The 17,515-nt window shown below is 41.5% G+C and carries 13 protein-coding genes and 2 pseudogenes; 9 read left to right on the top strand and 6 right to left on the bottom strand.

Annotated features, from left to right (window positions below; translation table 11 throughout):
* Positions 1-21: 21 nt before the first annotated feature.
* The 5 genes from AACR75_RS02675 to AACR75_RS02695 are packed head-to-tail and all read left to right on the top strand — an operon-like array spanning position 22 to position 7,742.
* Complete coding sequence (locus AACR75_RS02675; RefSeq protein ID WP_047688557.1) at positions 22-3,189, top strand: glycosyltransferase; 3,168 nt, start codon at positions 22-24, stop codon at positions 3,187-3,189.
* A gap of 20 nt (positions 3,190-3,209) precedes the next feature.
* A complete protein-coding gene (locus AACR75_RS02680; RefSeq protein ID WP_231564173.1) occupies positions 3,210-4,232 on the top strand; it encodes a glycosyltransferase family 2 protein in 1,023 nt (340 codons plus the stop codon).
* A 17-nt stretch (positions 4,233-4,249) separates the two neighbouring features.
* Complete coding sequence (locus AACR75_RS02685) at positions 4,250-4,603, top strand: EamA family transporter (RefSeq protein ID WP_047688560.1); 354 nt, start codon at positions 4,250-4,252, stop codon at positions 4,601-4,603.
* A gap of 12 nt (positions 4,604-4,615) precedes the next feature.
* Positions 4,616-5,593, top strand: a complete 978-nt coding sequence (locus AACR75_RS02690) for a glycosyltransferase family 2 protein (protein ID WP_047688562.1) — start codon at positions 4,616-4,618, stop codon at positions 5,591-5,593.
* A complete protein-coding gene (locus AACR75_RS02695) occupies positions 5,586-7,742 on the top strand; it encodes a DUF7657 domain-containing protein (protein WP_047688564.1) in 2,157 nt (718 codons plus the stop codon). Before AACR75_RS02690 ends, AACR75_RS02695 begins: the two co-directional genes overlap by 8 nt.
* 80 nt (positions 7,743-7,822) lie before the next feature.
* On the opposite strand, the gene cysN is transcribed toward AACR75_RS02695, so the two are convergent.
* From cysN to cysD, 3 genes are read right to left on the bottom strand one after another with little or no spacing between them, the layout of a single operon-like run.
* Complete coding sequence (gene cysN / locus AACR75_RS02700; protein ID WP_047688567.1) at positions 7,823-9,235, bottom strand: sulfate adenylyltransferase subunit CysN; 1,413 nt, start codon at positions 9,233-9,235, stop codon at positions 7,823-7,825.
* A gap of 23 nt (positions 9,236-9,258) precedes the next feature.
* Positions 9,259-9,891 (bottom strand): adenylyl-sulfate kinase, encoded by a 633-nt coding sequence (gene cysC, locus AACR75_RS02705; RefSeq protein ID WP_047688569.1) that lies wholly within the window; start codon positions 9,889-9,891, stop codon positions 9,259-9,261.
* Positions 9,892-9,903: 12 nt separating this feature from the next.
* Positions 9,904-10,818: a sulfate adenylyltransferase subunit CysD gene (cysD, locus tag AACR75_RS02710; RefSeq protein ID WP_047688571.1), complete on the bottom strand. Its 915-nt coding sequence runs from the start codon at positions 10,816-10,818 to the stop codon at positions 9,904-9,906.
* Positions 10,819-11,063: 245 nt separating this feature from the next.
* Between cysD and AACR75_RS02715 the strand changes: the two are divergent.
* Positions 11,064-11,263, top strand: a pseudogene (locus AACR75_RS02715) (IS630 family transposase); the annotation flags it as partial.
* A gap of 295 nt (positions 11,264-11,558) precedes the next feature.
* Here AACR75_RS02715 and waaA read toward each other — a convergent pair.
* The 3 genes from waaA to waaF are packed head-to-tail and all read right to left on the bottom strand — an operon-like array spanning position 11,559 to position 14,709.
* Positions 11,559-12,845 (bottom strand): lipid IV(A) 3-deoxy-D-manno-octulosonic acid transferase, encoded by a 1,287-nt coding sequence (waaA, locus tag AACR75_RS02720; RefSeq protein WP_047688573.1) that lies wholly within the window; start codon positions 12,843-12,845, stop codon positions 11,559-11,561.
* Between the two features lies 1 nt (position 12,846).
* A complete protein-coding gene (locus AACR75_RS02725) occupies positions 12,847-13,641 on the bottom strand; it encodes a glycosyltransferase family 32 protein (protein WP_047688575.1) in 795 nt (264 codons plus the stop codon).
* Positions 13,642-13,647: 6 nt separating this feature from the next.
* Positions 13,648-14,709 carry a lipopolysaccharide heptosyltransferase II gene (gene waaF, locus AACR75_RS02730; RefSeq protein WP_047688577.1) on the bottom strand — a complete coding sequence of 354 codons (1,062 nt, stop codon included), beginning with the start codon at positions 14,707-14,709 and terminating at the stop codon, positions 13,648-13,650.
* 207 nt (positions 14,710-14,916) lie between these two features.
* Here waaF and AACR75_RS02735 point away from each other — a divergent pair, with 207 nt between their 5' ends.
* The 3 genes and pseudogenes from AACR75_RS02735 to AACR75_RS02745 all read left to right on the top strand — a co-directional run.
* Entirely contained in the window at positions 14,917-15,645 is a 729-nt protein-coding gene (locus AACR75_RS02735) for a glycosyltransferase family 25 protein (RefSeq protein ID WP_047688579.1), read from the top strand.
* Complete coding sequence (locus tag AACR75_RS02740) at positions 15,629-16,819, top strand: O-antigen ligase family protein (protein ID WP_047688581.1); 1,191 nt, start codon at positions 15,629-15,631, stop codon at positions 16,817-16,819. Before AACR75_RS02735 ends, AACR75_RS02740 begins: the two co-directional genes overlap by 17 nt.
* A gap of 17 nt (positions 16,820-16,836) precedes the next feature.
* Positions 16,837-17,176, top strand: a pseudogene (locus AACR75_RS02745) (ISAs1 family transposase); the annotation flags it as partial.
* Positions 17,177-17,515 lie beyond the last annotated feature (339 nt).

A 17,515-nucleotide genomic window follows, 5' to 3' on the forward strand; every position in this document is an offset into this window, starting at 1 on the left:
AAAAAATGAGTATTGAGAACAATGTCGAAAAATAGTCAGCAACGGTCAGTCGCAACTAATCCAATCAAATCTGTAGTGGTGGTATTAGGGATGCACCGTAGTGGCACCAGCGCGTTAACTAAAGCATTGCAAGCGATGGGCGTATCACTGAGCGAGAACCTGATGCCGGAGGGGGAGTTTAATCCGAAAGGCTACTGGGAAGATATGGACGTCGTTAGTATTAATGACAAGTTGTTAGCTCATTATGGCCATGTTTGGTTTAGTGCGACTCAGCCGCAGATCAGTCTTGATGATGGCTACGTACAGTTATTATTAGAGGAAGCGGTTGCGATGGTGAACCAGCGCGTGCAGCAGTTTGAGCTGTGGGGGTTTAAAGACCCAAGAACTTCCCGTTTGCTATTTTTTTGGCTTGAAGTATTTCAGCGCGCCAATGTCGTGCCTAAATTTGTTTATGCCCTGCGCAATCCATTAGATATTGTTCGCTCGTTGGCGAGGCGCGATGGTCTAACTCATCGGCAAGGTTATCTACTGTGGTGGTGGCATACTTTGCCAAACCTGAGTTTATTGCGTTCTCAACCTGTCGCTTGGGTGAGTTTTAACCAGCTTTTGACTCAGCCTCAACAGGTGATTACTCAGTTACAGCAGCACTTATCTTTGGCTTCATTGCCTGAAGAGGACGTGGCGACATTTTGCGATTCTTTTATTGAGCCAAGTTTGAGCCATAGTTGTGCTCAATTAAGTGATCTTTACCAAGACGAGCAACATTTTGAGCCAGTGCTGACACTTTATTCGGTGTTAGAAAAACTTAGCCGTGATGAATTAACGCTTGAACAATGGCTTGATGATGATGATGATGGTGGTGCGGTGCAGTTGCAAGAAGCATTTCAACCCGTATTTATGACACAGTGGGCTTTATTAGCGGAACAATTAAACCAATCAGCCCTTAAAAACCATGCTTTGCTGTACCATGCCAATATCCGCAATCAACAATTAGTGGATGATTCGCGTAACAAACAAGCGGAGCTGCAGAATGCGATTAAAACGCTGCAGCAAGAACTGATAGATAAAGATCAAGAATTGGTGGTATTAAACGGTAAGTTGATTGAAACCAGTAATGCTTGTCTGACTCAGCAAAAGGCGCAAGAGCAACTAGAACTGATAGCCAAAGAGGCTCAAGCTAAGTTATTAAAAGAGCTTCAAGAACGTGAGCAACACACACAGGCTTTGTTGGGCGCGATTACTGAAATTCATCATTCCACTTCATGGAAAATCACGGCCCCTATCCGGGCCATTCGCCCGATACTATCCATGCCATTGCGGATCGTAACACGAGGAGTGGGTTTTGTTCGTTATCACGGTGGGCTAAAAAATACTTGTCGTAAAGCTTACCGAGTCTATCAACGGGACGGGTTATCAGCGCTACTGCTTCGCGGTCAGTACCAAGTGATACAAGCGGTTGAGCAAACCGGTGAACCTTTGATCAACTATGGTCAATGGTTGGAAAAATATGGCCAATTATCAGTGGAGCAAACTCAAATGGTGTCGGCTCGAATTGCCAGCCTTAGTGAGCGACCTAAAATTTCAGTTTTGATGCCGGTGTATAATCCGCCTCTTGATTATTTATGCGAAGCGATTGAGTCAGTCCAAGCTCAGCTTTATCCTGAGTGGGAACTGTGCATTGCTGATGATGCGTCTCCCAATCAAGCTGTTCGCGATCTACTGCGGGAGTACGCCCAACAAGATAGCCGCATACGGGTCGTGGAGCGTGAGCAAAATGGGCATATTTCCCTCGCAACTAACAGCGCATTAGCGCTGGCAAGCGGTGATTTTATCGCTTTAATGGATCATGATGATACATTAGCCAATGATGCGCTGTATTGGGTTGCTGAAGCCATTATTGCTAACCCGCAAGCGGTGCTGATTTACAGCGATGAAGATAAGCTCAGCTCTGATGGCCAGACTCGTTATGATCCTAACTTTAAGCCGCACTGGAACCCAGAGCTGTTGCGCAGTCAAAATTGCATTTCCCATCTTGGGGTGTATAAAACGGATTTGGCCAAAGCATTGGGGGGATTTAGAGTCGGCTTTGAAGGCGCGCAAGATTGGGATTTTGCACTACGTTATAGTGAAACCTTATCACCCGATCAGGTTGTCCATATCCCGCGTATTCTTTATCACTGGCGCGCAATTGAAGGCAGTACTGCGATTGATGGTGATGAAAAACCTTATGCACTCACTGCGGGTTTACAGGCGGTGCAAGAGCATTGTGACCGAATACATATTCAGGCACAGGTGGTTGAGCACCCAGAGCGCCACTATGCGCGTGTCAAATACGCCATCCCAACCCCTCAGCCTATGGTCAGTATGATTATCCCAACTCGTAACGGTTTGGATGTGCTTTCGGTGTGTATCGATTCCATATTGGCAAAAACCACCTACTCAAACTATGAGATCATTATTGTTGATAATGGCTCCGATTGCGCTGATACCTTAGCCTACTTAGATAAGCTACAACAAGAAAACGATAATATAGTGCTACTGCATGACGACAGCCCATTCAATTACTCGGCATTGAATAATAAAGCAGCCGCGATTGCGAAAGGTGAAATACTGGCGCTGGTGAATAATGATGTAGAAGTGATCACGCCAGATTGGTTAGCGGAAATGGTCGGCCATGCGATTCAACCCCAAAATGGTGCGGTGGGGGCGCGTTTATGGTATCCGGATGATACCTTGCAGCATGGCGGGGTGATTTTAGTTGGTGGTGTTGCTGGTCATGCGCATAAGCACTTACCTAAAGGTATGCCGGGATACGCTTGTCGAGCGATAGTCGCTCAAAATTATTCTGCGGTAACCGCCGCTTGTTTGGTGGTACGTAAAGCGGTGTTTGAGCTGGTGGGCGGCTTAAATGAAACCGACCTTACGGTGGCGTTTAATGATATTGATTTCTGTTTGAAAGTCCAAGAAGCGGGCTATTTTAATGTCTGGACGCCTTACGCAGAGCTGTATCACTATGAGTCAAAAACGCGTGGTTTTGAAGATACACCAGAGAAGGAGGCCCGTTTTGCCAAAGAAGTGGCTTATATGCGCACCCGTTGGGGCCATCGGTTAGATGCCGACCCATGTTATAACCCGAACTTAACCATGGCCAGAGAAGATTTTTCACTGGCGGATACTCGGCGTGTTTAAACCTGCATGGTGAGTCAGTGATGATGGCAGTAGAGAGCACTTGGTTAGAACCTCAGGCTCGAGCAGGACAGCATACTTTGATGGCGGGGGGGGTGGATATAGTTGTCGCCAGCTATCAAGGGCAGCATTATATCCGGCAGCAATTAACCAGTATTCAACAAAATATTGGTTATTTAACGCTGGTGAATAAGGTTTATATTGTTGATGATGGCTCAACCGATGAGACAGAGTTACAGGTTAAGGCATTAGCCGCTAACGATGATAAGCTGATTTGGGTTGCGGCTGAACAAGTGAATTTGGGGCCGGCCGGTAATTTTCAACGCGGGATGCGTTTAACCACAGCTCCACTGATTATGCTTTGCGATCAAGACGACGTTTGGTTTGAAGACAAGATCGTGCTGAGTGTACAAGAGATGCAGCCTTTTATTGACGATCAATGCCCTGTATTGGCTTTTGCTGATTTACATGTGGTGGATCACGATCTTGCTCTGCTGTGTGACTCTTATTTTACGCATAAGAAGATCACTAAATCGTGGCATCAGCAGTTTGGTCATTTATTGCAGCAAAATACTGTTTCTGGCTGTACCACGATTTTTAATCGCGCTTTATTAAATCTCGCTTTACCGATACCAGAGCAAGCGTATATGCATGATTGGTGGTTAGCGCTGGTGGCGAAAAGTTGTGGAGAATTGCGGTTTATTGATCGCCCGTTATTGGCTTATCGACAACATGCATCCAATACAATAGGAGCCAAGTCGCGTAGTTTGTGGCAGCGTATACAGCAGCGGCGTGGTTTTGTGCAAAGTGTCCAGTCTGTTATTCTACAAGCGAAGGCGTTTCAAAGTTTTTATCTCGATTATCCGTATGGTCGTCTATCTGGCGAAGCGCTTGAGCTATTGGAACTTGTGGCTAACCTAGAGTCATTGACTTTAATTCAGCGGCTATCGGTGTTATACCAAGGCAAAATTACGCGTAGCCATCGAATAGCAAGAAGTGCTTTACTGTGGGCTGTGTTGTGTAAGATACCTTACCGATCTAAATAATTTTTTGAGTGAATGCAATGACAATATTTAACGTGGCGCTTATTTTAATTTGTGTGCTTGGCATATCCATCGGCCAAATACTATTTAAATTGGCGTCACCGTTCTTTCCAACAGCCTTGACTTGGTCATCACTTATCGGTTTTGTTTTTAATAAATATCTATTTTCTGCGTTAATTATTTATGGTTTAGCGACTATTTTGTGGGTCTATGCCTTGCGCTTAGTGCCGTTATCCATTGCTTATCCTTTTATGGCATTAGCCTTTATTATTGTTCCAGTGCTGGGGATGATCTTTTTGAATGAGCCCTTTCATTGGCGTATGTTGGTGGGGGCCGGACTGATCATTATGGGCCTAATTGTTATTGTTCGCTGAGTATTTTATAAAATGAAGATTGCCGTAGCTATTCCTTGCTTTAAGGTAAAAAAACATATTCTTTCTGTGATTGAACAGATAGGCCAAGACGTTGATCGTATTTATGTGGTCGATGATTGTTGCCCAGAAAAAACCGGTGATTTCGTGGCTAAGCAATGTTTGGATTCGCGAGTCAATGTGTTATTTCATACTGAAAATCAAGGCGTTGGCGGAGCAATGATCACAGCGTATAAGCAAGCTTTAGCAGATGATGACATTGATGTGGTGGTAAAAATCGATGGTGATGGGCAAATGGATCCCTCATTACTGCCGTACTTTATTGAGCCGATTCAGCGAGGCGAAGCGGATTATACCAAAGGGTCGCGTTTTTTTACCTTGGAGTCGTTAGAGTCGATGCCTCCTATGCGTAAATTTGGTAATGCAGCTCTTTCCTTTGTGAATAAAATGTCGAGCGGATACTGGACAGTAATGGCTCCGACCAATGGATATACGGCGATTCATTGTCAGGCGTTGCGTTTACTTCCTTTAGATAAACTGAGTAAGCGCTATTTTTTTGAAAGTGATATGTTGTTTCGACTAGGAACGCTTCGTGCTGTAGTGCAAGATATTCCAATGGATGCGATTTATGCTGATGAAGTGAGTAACCTTTCCATTAAGAAAGTGTTACTTGACTTTCCTCCTTTATATATCAAAGCGTTTTTCAAGCGGGTTTTTTATAACTATTTTTTGCGAGATTTTAATGGCGCTAGCCTAAAGCTAGTGGTTGGTTTATTGATGATGCTGATCGGCTCTTTTTGGGGAGGCATACATTGGATCAACTCAATTTTAAGCGGTGATGAAGCGAGTACAGGTACGGTCATGTTGGCAGTTTTGCCTATTATTCTTGGTTTTCAGTTATTACTTAGTGCGATTGATTACGATATGTCCCATACCCCGAAAAGACCATTACAGCGTTGGTTTTCTAGTTCTCGGAGGCCACCTCGTGATTGATAAGTTAAGGGGCATACGGCTCGATAAGTTTGATTTTTTTTGTTTGTTATTGCTTATTCCAATTACGCTATTTGCTTTAACTCCTTCGTCTTATGGTGCGGCGCTCAGTTTATTTGGTTTTGAAGGGGAGGGGTTACTATTTGGAAAACCAAGGATGATTCGTACTGATGAATGGGCAGTGTGGACGCCTTATATTCAGATGGCGGTTTTAAATGGTTTTGAGCGTTTCAATGAGTTATCTACTTACCATCATGATTTAAGAGGGTTTAATGCCGTTCCGTTAGCGGATTGGGCTTTAATTTTTAAACCCTTGATGTGGTCTTTTTGGATATTTGAACCTGCCCGTGCTTTTGCATTGCATCATGGGTTAGTGATTGTACTGTTTCTGATGGGATGGAAACGGTTATTTGCAAAGATTTACTATGATATTGCTCCATCTAGCGAAAAAGCACTTTTGTTTTCAGCGCTAATGAGTGTGCTGGTGTTTTTTACCGGTTTTGTTCAGTTTTGGTGGACAACATTGGGGCCTCTGTTAGCGATCACGCCGTGGTTTTTAAGTTTATTGCTTAATTGGGAGCATTCCGTTACCCATTATTTAAAGTTATTCTATATCTCGACCGTTTGGTTGTTATCACATACTTATCCACCGATTATTATTGCTGTGACCTATTTCGGTATTGCGCTGCTTTGTATCCATCGTTGGCAGTGGTGGAAAAGCTCGCTCAGCCAGTTAGCAATGACAGCCTTTGCTTGTATAGCGAGTGTCGCGGTTATGATCTTTTATTATCATGAGATTATTATCGTCATGATGAATACCGTGTATCCTGGTCAACGGGTGTCTCAAGGTGGAGAAAGTCTATTTATTTTTTGGTTGTCGAACTTATTTCCTTATATTAATCATTCTGGTTACCATAATCTTATTTTACTTAATATCTGTGAAGTCGGATCGTTGGGGTCTGTGTTAGCATTGGGGACTGGCTGTTTTGTTCGCCCGAATTGGAAGAACATCATGACGCGAAGAGCGTTGATATTTATGGGAGGAGTATTATTACTCGCAACTCTTTGGATGTTACTGCCTTTCCCTTCTTGGTTAGCGAAGCTATTGCTGCTCGATAAAATTCCCGGGAGCAGAATGATATTTATAGCTGGCTTAGCGATTATTTATTTGTCATTTGTGATTGTCATTACCGGCACGATCTCTTTTTCTAAGCCTCGGTTGTTTATATTCTCAGCTCTTATTCTTGTTGGATATTTTATTCCGAATTTCTTAGGTAATGTGGCGTGGTTTGCTAAAAGAGCCCCAGAGTTTATTCTTATTCTACTGATTATTTTTGTTTATGTTGTTCAATCTTGTATTGAGTTGAAGTCAAGCAGTAAAAAACTGATGCTGTTATTGCTGGCGATGATACCTAATATCATTGTTTATGGTCGATTTAACCCCATTCAACAGGCTTTTCCGATTTTTGATTTACACCAGAGATCAGTCGTCAATGAGCTAAAATTAACAGCTAACTCAACGGCTCCTCATTGGGTGGTTACGGATCAATATCGTGGGGCTTTACTTTCTGGATTAGGAGTTAATTCTTTTACGACGGTATTGATACAGCCTAAATTAGCTTTATTCAAGCAAATGTATCCTAACCTTTCTACTGATACATTTAATTATATTTTTAATCGATATGCCCATATTTTTGTGTCCGACGAAATTTTAGTACCTGAAACACCTTTTGCAGACCAGATTCATATTCCTATTTGGGATGTGAAAGAGGTAAAAGCAGATACGATATACCAGGAAAATAGAGAGCACTTTCAAGCGCGATCACTGCGTGGTTTTGTTGATTCTGTTGAGCTTAAAAATGATTTTATTGTCATTCGAGGTTGGGGGGATTTCCATCATGGTTATCTTGCTGGCAACTTTAAAAATGAAGATATTGTCTACGCTAAAATACAAAAGAGACCTGATGTCGCCAAGGCTTTGGGTGACAGTGGCATGATAAATTCGGGATTTAAGTTCATGGTAAAACGCACGTCTTATACGATGGAGCAGCTTAAAGAATCTGGTGTTTGTCTTTTCTCTGTGCCTAGTACTGGTGTAGTAAATTTGCTTGCAACATTACATTTGCCTGAGGAGCTGCATTGTAGAATGTAGCAGCAACAAATCAGTATAAAACCAGCCCGTATTCTGGGCTGGTTGCCTTTAAGTATATCGAACTTAAAGTGAGTATTTTTTTATATCGCTTTACATCCCCATTCAGGATAATGGGTGCGAATGAATTCATTCAGTGCTTTATCATTTTTGCTGTAGCTGCGTTGTGTTTTGGCTAAATCTTGTGCTAAAGCAGAGCTAACCATACCTGCCGCTACCGTCAAATTCGAGAAACGATCAATGACAATAAATGAGCCTGTTTTCGGTAATTCTGTATAAGAGTCAATCACAATGGGCTCTAAAAGTTCGATGCTGACTTTTGCTATCTCATTTAATTTAAGTGTTTTCTGTTTTTTTTTGCTGTGTTCTAAGCTATTTATGTCTATTTTATAATCAATTTTAGCGAAATACCCAGAGAGAGTGTTATTGGAAAATTTAAATAGATATTCTTTTTCTAATGCGAGTGGTTGTTCATTCATCCATACGAGTTGAGCCGATATTGATCGTCCCATAACCGGAACGGTAGTGGATGAAACTAGCATATCACCACGAGATATATCAATTTCTTGATCAATTCGAATGGTAACCGCTTGTCCTGATCTGGCCGAATGAAGTTCCCCATCATAGGTATAAATCGAACAAACCTTCCCTTGTTTACCTGAAGGCAGTGCTGTGATTGTATCACCGAGTTTAATTTCACCTGATGCTACGGTGCCACAGAAGCCACGAAAATTAGCGTTCGGACGGTTGACATATTGAACTGGAAAACGAAACTCGGTGATTTGATGATGCTGATCGATTTTAACGGTTTCCAGTAATTTCATTAGCGGGGAGCCTGGGTACCAATCCATATGCGTACTTGAAGTGACGACATTATCCCCGTGTAAGGCAGAAATAGGAACAAAACGAATGTCTTCAAAGCCAAATGTGCTGGCCAGTTGTCGATAGTCGGCTTTGATATCACGATAAATATCTTGTCGATAGTTAACGAGATCCATTTTATTAACTGCGACGATGATATGCTTTATTCCTAATAGGCTACATATAAAGCTGTGTCTGCGTGTTTGGGTTTTGATCCCCTCCCGAGCATCGACCATGACGATGGCTAAATCACAAGTGGATGCTCCTGTGACCATGTTACGCGTATATTGTTCATGTCCTGGTGTGTCTGCAATGATGAATTTACGTTTTTCGGTTGAGAAGTAACGGTACGCGACATCAATGGTGATGCCTTGCTCACGTTCTGATTGTAAGCCATCGACTAATAATGCCAGATCGAATGCTTGATCTGTGGTATTGAATTTTTTTGAATCATGCATAATTGCCGACATTTGATCATCGTAAATCAGTTGACTATCAAACAATAGACGACCAATTAAAGTCGATTTACCATCATCGACGCTACCGCAGGTTAAAAAACGCAGTAGATCTTTACTTTCGTGAACTTGTAAATAGGCTTCAATGTCGTTAGCTATCAGCGCTGAAGAGTGAGACATGGTTTTAGTTCCTGATGCTGTGATTATCGGCTAAAGGCGTGGCACGCGGTTAGGTAGTTTAGGCTGATTAATTGGTCAATCACGTATTGGCTACTTTGAGCTAAATCACGCTGACTGGTATCGATGACGATGTCTGGGTTTAGCGGCGGCTGATAAGCCGCGTCAATACCGGTAAAGTGGCGAATTTCACCTGCACGGGCTTTTTTATATAGCCCTTTGGGGTCACGCTGCTCGCATACCGCGAGTGGCGTGTTAACGTACACCTCGATAAATTGCCTTTTGTTAAATAACTCGCGTACTGCTTGTCGCTCGGCTTGAAAGGGGGAGATAAAAGCACTTAGGACGATGGTGCCTGAATCGACAAACAATTTGCACACTTCACCCACTCGGCGTAAGTTTTCAGCGCGGTCTGCCTCGCTAAAGCCTAAATCGCGATTTAGGCCATGCCTTAAGTTATCACCATCTAATAAATAGGTATGTTTAGCTAGGTGAAATAAATGATGCTCAACTGCATTGGCTAGGGTTGATTTACCCGATCCACTCAGGCCAGTAAACCACAGCACGAAAGGCGATTGACCTTTTAAGGTTTGTCGTTGCAGAGGCGTGATACTGCTTGGATGCCAAACGATATCTCGCTGATTAATGCTGTCGGTCATGTTGTCCACCTGTTAAAAATAGCCTTCACGTTTTTTCTTTTCCATGGAGCCGGAGCTGTCGTTATCAATCGCACGCCCTTGACGCTCAGAGGTGGTGGTTAATAACATTTCTTGGATGATCTCTGGCAAAGTCGTCGCGGTAGACTCTATCGCTCCGGTCAGTGGGTAGCAGCCAAGGGTTCGAAATCGGACTGATTTTTCGAGCACAACTTCATCTTTTTTTAGTGGCATGCGATCATCATCGACCATAATTAACATGCCCTCTCGCTCAACAACTGGCCGAGGTTTGGCAAAATACAGGCTGGGGATTTCAATCTTTTCTAAATAGATATATTGCCAAATATCTAATTCAGTCCAATTGGATAATGGAAAGACGCGAATACTTTCACCAGGATTAATCCTACTATTGTATAGATTCCAGAGCTCAGGACGTTGGTTTTTGGGATCCCAACGATGGTTTTTATCACGAAATGAAAATACCCTCTCTTTTGCGCGTGATTTTTCTTCATCGCGTCTCGCGCCACCAAAAGCCGCATCGAATCGATATTTATCTAATGCTTGTTTTAAAGCTTGAGTTTTCATTATGTCTGTATGCTTTGCACTACCATGAATAAATGGATTGATTCCCATTGCTAGCCCGTCAGGATTCTGGTGTACGAGTAAAGACATGCCGACTTTCTTCGCCATTTGATCACGGAAACGGATCATTTCTTGAAATTTCCATATGGTATCAATATGCATTAATGGGAACGGAGGGGTTCCCGGTGCAAAGGCTTTTTGTGCTAAGCGTAGCATTACAGAGGAGTCTTTACCTACTGAGTAGAGCATAACTGGGTTATCAAACTCGGCTACAACCTCACGAAATATATGGATTGATTCCGCTTCAAGTTGCTGTAAGTGAGTTAAGCGTTCGGGAGAGAGTTTCATTCACGAATCCTGATTATTATTGTAGATGTCGCGCTTGCATGGTAATACATTGCTTAAGGAGTGTAAAATGGTCGTATGTTGTTGAAGGGTGTGTTTAATGCAGATGAATGAGAGAGTATTTTTCGATGTTAAGTTTCAATCGCATAGGCCATGTTCGATTACTAGTTACCCTCATTATTGATGAGTGGTATACAGTTCATGTACGTGATCATTGAAGATGCTTGATTTTCGATAAAATCAGGATGATGCTACGCGCTATTAAAACTACACTGACTCCTAAACAAAAGCAACAACTCGAACAAGTGCACGGTTCCACTGGATCGTATTAAAGCGTTTTTACTCGCTTCTGGAAGGTTGAAATCAGAGCATGATTTCTCAAGCACTTCGTGTCCATGAGTCAGCGGTCGCTCGTCGTCTCACTGATTATATTCTATCTGAGGCGTTGTTGCTTAAAATAATTTTTCACGATCCGGTATGATTAACAAGAGAATTTTGGCTCTTCATAGGTTGAGTTTACCTTCTCATAGGACGAGCAAGTAGTCGATAGATTCTAAATCTAAGTGCCGAAAGTGTTCAGTTATGCTCTTAGGCAACAACGTCCAATGAATAGCGAAAGCGCTGTTAGATTCTTTTGTAAACTCAAGCAAGGTGTTTACCGCTGCTATTAACCATTTTCCGATGTAACGTTATCCGAACTCCAGGCTCACTTGTATCCAGAATTACGGACAATTTTCTGATGTTTAAACCTGTCTCTTTAAATTGATTAGGTATAAATATTCAAGTGTTTTGGCAAGAGCGCCACGGTTTTGTTCTACGATTTGATAACCCTGCTTGCCACGATGAATACGCTGTTTGTTATCAGTGAACCATTCACAAAGCATTTGTGCAATTTGCTCTGCATCTTGTGTGATCACACAAGCATCGGCTTGATTGAGGGCTTGAGTGATTTCACTGAAGTTGTAATAGCTTGGGCCAGTCAACATGGGTAAACCAAGCGCAGCTGGCTCGAGTAAATTATGCCCACCGACTTTGTCACCCGCTAAGCTTCCGCCCATAAAGCAAATGTCAGCAGATCCCATGAGTACTAGCATCTCCCCCATAGTATCAGCTAGATAGACCTGTACTTCTGGATCGAGTTTATTCTCTGTTTGAGTTCGCCGCACACTCATAAATTGTGTTTTACATAACTCAAAAACAGCATTAAATCGCTCAGGGTGGCGCGGAACAAGCATAAGCAGTGCGCTAGGGTGTGCTTTAAGTACTTTGGCATGAGCGGCTAACACTTGTTCATCTTCACCTTGGTGAGTGCTGGCTGCAATCCAAACTGGGCGCGCACTCCCTAGATGAGATCTTAACTGCTTGCCTCTTTGTATGATTGCTTGATCAATATTAATATCAAATTTAATTGAACCAGTAACAGACACTTTTTCCTTTGTAAGACCAAGTCGTATAAATCGCTGTGCATCATCTGGATACTGACAAAGTACACGTGTTAAGTGAGAGGCTAATAAGTTAAATATCGGTTGAAATTTAGCGTATCGTTGACAAGAACGTTCAGATAAACGTGCGTTAATCACTGTAATGGGTAGATTGGCTTTGGCTACGGTATTGAGTGTATTGGGCCATAATTCTGTTTCCATGATCAGCATTTGGCTTGGCTTTATCCGTTTTATAAAACCACGAACGGCAAAAGAAAAGTCAAAGGGCATATATCTATGCTCGGCAAGCTCTTCTAATTTAGCCGCTTGCTCTGCACCGGTGGGGGTTGTTGTGGTAATAACAATCGGCTGATCAGGATATTGTGATTTGAGTTTTTTTATCAGTGGAGAAACTGAAAGCGTTTCTCCAACCGATACTGCGTGGATCCAAATAGGGGATTGATTAGTTTTAAGCGGTGGTGTGAAGCCAAAATGCTCTTTCCAGCGAGCACCAACACACGGCTTGCCCGGCCGCTTTTTGTACAAGCCCCACATTAAAAAAGGAGAAGCTACACAGAGAAGTAAGGTATAGAGAGCACGAATCACCACTCTACTGTTCCTTTTTCTTTACCAAATCATCCGGATTAATGTGAGTCCATTTCGAACGAGGGCGATCTATATATTGAAAATGTTCATTGGTAAAACTACCTTGAATACAAACGTATTTTCTATCTTTTGTGCAAAGATCTTCTCTGCCTTTAAGTAATTCATCAAATACGCCAGGCCCGGTTGAATAATAAACGCCCATTTTAGGGTCGTAGTTCTCAATGTTATGCAGTACTTTTTCAATCGCTTGGCTGAGGTCGTTATTATTAGGTGCTGAGGCGATAAAGTAGTTGGTAAAACGAGTATTGTTGTCAATCTTTATGTAAACCGCTTGTTGCTCATCGCCAATCAGTTTATCGAGAGACCATACCAAAGTTGCGTCAATGTCCATATAGACGCCCCCTTCGTTATTGAGTACTACTAAACGCCATAAATCGGCTTGAGCAGCGCCGTTGGTTAGCCGCATGTAAGCATCATAGATTTCAGTTGATGCGTGGGTTCGTAAATACTCACCACGGGCTTCGGTACTTACATAGCGATAGTCACAATTGAGCGACATTAATCGATTAAATAAGTAGTTAATATAAACGGGTAGGGAGGCTTGATCGGTAAAGTTGGTTTGCCAAATTGTACGTGGAATAGCGCTGCGATTGGAGCGTGCCCATTTTGCTGGTGAATAGGCAGGAATGGTAAAACGCAACTTTGGAAACGCCCAATGAAATGGATAAGCGAGCATTTTAAAAATATTCCCGGTCAAGCGGATTAGTCGGTTTGCGATTAATTTAGCGATATTGTTCATAAATGTTTATATCTCATTAGCAAGTGACGGCTTAGTGTCGTGCACGATAAATGGGTGCAGAGCTTCAATTACACGAGAAGGCAATAAGGCATTTAGGCAATCCATGTGGCCAAGTGGACATTCTCGTTTAAAACACGGGCGACATGTTATATCTGTATGCACGATGGACAGTTTATCAGTTAGTGGCGGTGTATATCGAGGTGAACTGGAACCATAAATTGCCACAACATTACACCCAACGGCGGCTGATACATGCATCAGCCCAGAATCGTTGCAGACGACAGTATGGCAAGCTGCAAGCAAATCAACTGCCTCAATTAAGGATGTCTCACCGGCTAGATCAAAGCACGAATTTTGTAATTCCTTCGGAAGCGCATTGCGGATAACGCTTGTCACCACTTTATCTTTGGCTGAACCGAATAACCAAATTTGCTGGCCTTTTTCAATCAAAGCTTTCGCAACTTCAGCATAGTATTTATCTGGCCATCTTTTAGCCGGGCCAAATTCTGCTCCTGGGCAGAGACCGATAATCGGTTTTAGGGTCGATAAGCCTAATCTTGACATTGCATACTGTTGAGCTTTGCTATCGATTAATAGAGAAGGGCGAGGGCAGGTTTCTAGCTGAACTTCACTAAGCATGCTTTCCTTAGAATAAGCAAGAGCAACATAACGCTCCACCATAAACTGAAAAACTTTACGATCTGGGCGAAGATCGTTGAGTAAACCATAACGAAATTCACCTTTCCAGCCCGTACGAGATGGAATGCCAGCAAACAGAGGAATTAAAGCTGATTTGGCTGAATTAGGTAAAACATAAGCGTGAGTATATTGATTGCGTTTTAGTTCTTGGGCGAGAGCCCATCGACCTACAAGATTAAAAGCGCCATGTCCAATCGACATTTCAATGGCGCAATTCACTTCTGGCATGCGATCCAAAATCGGTTTGCACCAAGCGGGGGCGAGAACATCAATCGTCGCAGCGGGGTAGTTTTGCTTCAATGTTGTATAAAAGCTTTGCGACATGACCATGTCGCCTATCCATGAAGGTCCGACAATTAGTAACTTCATTTTTCACCGTAATTCTTATTTTGTGGTCATTCTAACATAGGTTTCGTACGATAAAACTCAATTAAAACTCAATTTTTGCTCAAAAATGCATTCAAATGATAGGCAAGATATGCTCTAATCATGCTTCATTATGAGGATAGATATTACGCTGCGCATATCAGTAATTATCTTTTATCTTAGAGCAAAATGGAAATTTGAGTTTTTGTGATGAAAATTTACGTTATTAGCCTTAAAAAAAGCCTAGAAAGACGAGCTTCGATTGAGCAACAAATGGCAAATTACTGCATTGATTTTGAGTTTTTTGATGCCATAGACGGTCGGTGTGAGTCCCCTCATCCTTTGTTTGCTAACTATGATTATACTAAGCGATTATGGTTTACTGGTGGCAAAATGCCGATGAAAGGTGAACTTGGCTGTTACGCGAGTCACTATTTGCTGTGGAAAAAGAGTATAGAGCTTAACGAGCCGATAATTATTTTAGAGGATGATGCAGAGTTATTACCTTGTTTTGTTGATTTTATTGATTTAATCAAAATTAAAGTCCAAGAATATGGCTTTCTAAGATTGGAAAAAGCTTATGAACGTAGTGAACTTTTTCTAAAAGAAAAAATGCCTAATTATGAAATTTACTTTCTGAGTAATAATTTCGGTGGTGCTAGAGCTTATGCACTTTCCACTGTGGCTGCTCAAAAGTTAATCGAAGGTTCTCAATATTGGTCAATGCCTGTTGATAACTACATGGGTTCATTATATTTGCATCAAATGCCATCATTTTTATTTTCTCCAAGTATGGTTGAAAATCCTCAAAAATTTGAGACAACTTTTCAAAATGAAAAACAAACTAAGGCTCCATTGTACAGAAAACCCACTCGTGAATTGTACTCACTATATCGAAAATTAAAAATGGCTTTAGCAAATAATGCTTATAAAAACTAAAATAATTAATCATATAGAGAAGTTGTTTTTACTATCACCATTAGTATTTGTTCTAATGGTGATCTTTAATTTTTCTGATAGTAAATTTATTCTTTCACGATTGATACCAATAGTTTCTATTTATTGTTTGTTGAAATATCGAAAGATAATTAGAGAAAACTGGAATTCCGATCTAAAAAGTTTTTTTATCTCTGGATTATTGATGACGGTAATTTTTTCTGGATATCATTTTATCCGTGGTGATGAATTTTCTTTGCCTAGAACGTTAATTGCAAGTTTGTTATATTTACTTTTTGTGCCATGGAAGAAAATCAATCTCCAAGTTATCTATTACTTAATTGCTATCGCTGCAATTATTTGTGGCTTGAATGCATTTTATGAACACTATGTATTAAGTATTCCTAGAGTAGGTGTTGCGACTAATCCAATACCATATGCGTTGTATGTTTCTTTTCTCATATTATCTTGTATTTATTTTTTGTTAAAGAATCATTCCAACATATTGAAGATAATTTCCTTGATCGGTGGTTTGCTCTCATTGGCAGCTATCATTATGACAGATGTAAGAGGTGTAATATTGTTTTTACCTGCTGCCGTCCTCTACTTAATAATAGCAGTAGTAAAGCCGAAATTGAAACATTATATCGTTTTGTGCTTTTCAGTAATTGCAGTATCAATATCATTTTATACGTTCTTTAAGCAAGATATCGATGCACGAATAAAACAAACACAATATGAATTTTCCATGATAGAGAAAGGCGACCACAAAACCTCAATTGGTATCCGGCTTGATTTATGGAAGCATGGTTTAGGTCTGATTGTTGATGATCCGATATTTGGTCTTGGCGATGACAGTCTGCAAGATAGTGTCTCCAGTATGAAAAATCGCGGTGCGGCTGTACAGCCTCACTTACATAATCAATATTTGGATTTTTTAGCACGTTACGGAATCGTCGGAACGTTGGTGGCGTTGTTATTTTTTTTAGCGTTCATCATTAAATTTAATGGACGAGGTTTCGAATATCTTCATAACCCTTTAATAAACAGTATGCTAATCATGTTGTTACTTGCTGGGCTGACAGATGTGCCTTTGCACCACACTCATTTAATTTATTTGTTAACTATCTTGGGTGGCGTATTGCTTCGAATACCTAAAGTAGAGCAAGATAAGTGATGTAACTATGCTAAGTGATTAATTTTAGTTTGTTTGAGGTGCTATTGGGCTCTTTGTGTGTTGTCCTCGTGGAAGCCAAAGAATGGTTTGATATGCGTAAATATACTCTTGGTCATCATGAATGGTTTATGATATTTTTCTTAGTGATATTCCTGCCGATGAGATGATACGATAATCTGCATTACCTCCAGAATTGAACCAGATCCATTCCATGCCTGTTTTACCAACTGGATGTCAGTAGTCGATTCTCTGGCTGATGGGCAAGTCGTTGCCATCGATGGTAAGACCCTTCGAAGCTCATACAATCGAGATAATCGTGCTAGTACTATCCATATGATTAATGCGTATATCTCTTCAAAAAATTGGGGCTTCATCAAAGCTGAAGCCGTTGAAAAAACGACTCGTTACTAGATAACTCAAGCGCCTGCTGCCAGCATGATTTACTCATTAATGACGTTAAACTCAGCATTCCACAGGGGAACTCCTGCGGCCTACTTAGCCGAGTTGCTCGGACACGGAAACCGCATGAACATCACCGTCACGTAAGGCGCACAAGAACTTTACTTAGATAGTTTTCGTTCATTGCACAGTTCATACGCTTGCGTTTAATACCACCTCTAAATGCTGTCTCTTGATCACAAGTCCTGTTCAAGAGACAGAGCGAGTTCGTAGCCTTCAAGGATGACTTGTAGTTTG

Origin of the sequence: Vibrio sp. ZOR0018 (assembly GCF_963865925.1) — a bacterium.
Taxonomy (GTDB): domain Bacteria; phylum Pseudomonadota; class Gammaproteobacteria; order Enterobacterales; family Vibrionaceae; genus Vibrio; species Vibrio anguillarum.

Coding starts and splice junctions, on each gene's coding strand:
- AACR75_RS02675 (WP_047688557.1), top strand. CDS start 22: ATGTCGAAAAATAGTCAGCAACGGTCAGTCGCAACTAATCCAATCAAA.
- AACR75_RS02680 (WP_231564173.1), top strand. CDS start 3,210: ATGATGGCAGTAGAGAGCACTTGGTTAGAACCTCAGGCTCGAGCAGGA.
- AACR75_RS02685 (WP_047688560.1), top strand. CDS start 4,250: ATGACAATATTTAACGTGGCGCTTATTTTAATTTGTGTGCTTGGCATA.
- AACR75_RS02690 (WP_047688562.1), top strand. CDS start 4,616: ATGAAGATTGCCGTAGCTATTCCTTGCTTTAAGGTAAAAAAACATATT.
- cysN (WP_047688567.1), bottom strand. CDS start 9,235: ATGTCTCACTCTTCAGCGCTGATAGCTAACGACATTGAAGCCTATTTA.
- cysC (WP_047688569.1), bottom strand. CDS start 9,891: ATGACCGACAGCATTAATCAGCGAGATATCGTTTGGCATCCAAGCAGT.
- cysD (WP_047688571.1), bottom strand. CDS start 10,818: ATGAAACTCTCTCCCGAACGCTTAACTCACTTACAGCAACTTGAAGCG.
- AACR75_RS02725 (WP_047688575.1), bottom strand. CDS start 13,641: ATGAACAATATCGCTAAATTAATCGCAAACCGACTAATCCGCTTGACC.
- waaF (WP_047688577.1), bottom strand. CDS start 14,709: ATGAAGTTACTAATTGTCGGACCTTCATGGATAGGCGACATGGTCATG.
- AACR75_RS02735 (WP_047688579.1), top strand. CDS start 14,917: ATGAAAATTTACGTTATTAGCCTTAAAAAAAGCCTAGAAAGACGAGCT.
- AACR75_RS02740 (WP_047688581.1), top strand. CDS start 15,629: ATGCTTATAAAAACTAAAATAATTAATCATATAGAGAAGTTGTTTTTA.